The organism is Methylobacter svalbardensis (genome assembly GCF_037671525.1).
GTDB lineage: Bacteria > Pseudomonadota > Gammaproteobacteria > Methylococcales > Methylomonadaceae > Methylobacter_A > Methylobacter_A svalbardensis.
In genome coordinates this window covers 1-594 of sequence record NZ_JAWPOH010000209.1, presented here as the reverse complement: position 1 = coordinate 594, position 594 = coordinate 1, and the positions used below count along the sequence as shown (strand labels likewise).

Sequence of the window (594 nt, the reverse complement as noted above, 5' to 3'; positions counted from 1 at the left end):
AATTTCTAGCGCTTCTGAAAACCTTAAAAGATCAGCAATATGCCACGCAACAGCTTTTTTTAAATGCTTTGCACGCCATCGCCGACAATCAGTTAATAACGAAATATCAGTCTGTTATCTTGCAGCACACCGAAACATCAGGACGCTTTAATGGCGAGAGTTATGTTGATTTTTTAAAACAACTATTAGCTTACTGAAGTTTCCCAGTTTTTCAGGAGCAAGAATTTTAGAAAGTGGAAAAAATTTCGAAAATTTTTAGCAACTCTTAATACACGTCAATGCATCCCCAAATAATTCATTTACCCATTAAAAAACAATAACTTATTGTCGAACGAAGCCTTGTTTTACTGTATAATGCTAGCCTATAAGCCACTGATTATACGAATAAAACGACCTCATTTATGTTCATCCTACGCGATCTTTTACGTCCACTCCAAGCCCATTTTTCCGATACCGACCTAGTACTAAGTCAGTCTTGTTTTGTCGTATAAAATCCCCATAGAGTAGGTTTTTTACATTATTGGGGAACGATAGATTGGCAAAGAAATATATTGTGCGTTTAACTGAGGATGAGCGCACCTATTTGGAAAGTTT

1 protein-coding gene is annotated in these 594 nt (G+C 36.2%); it reads left to right on the top strand.

Annotation, left to right across the window (positions count from 1 at the left end; genetic code table 11):
* A partial coding sequence (locus tag RW114_RS20875; RefSeq protein WP_340124641.1) for a hypothetical protein occupies positions 1 to 197 on the top strand: 197 nt, incomplete at its 5' end.
* Between the last annotated feature and the right edge of the window lie 397 nt (positions 198 to 594).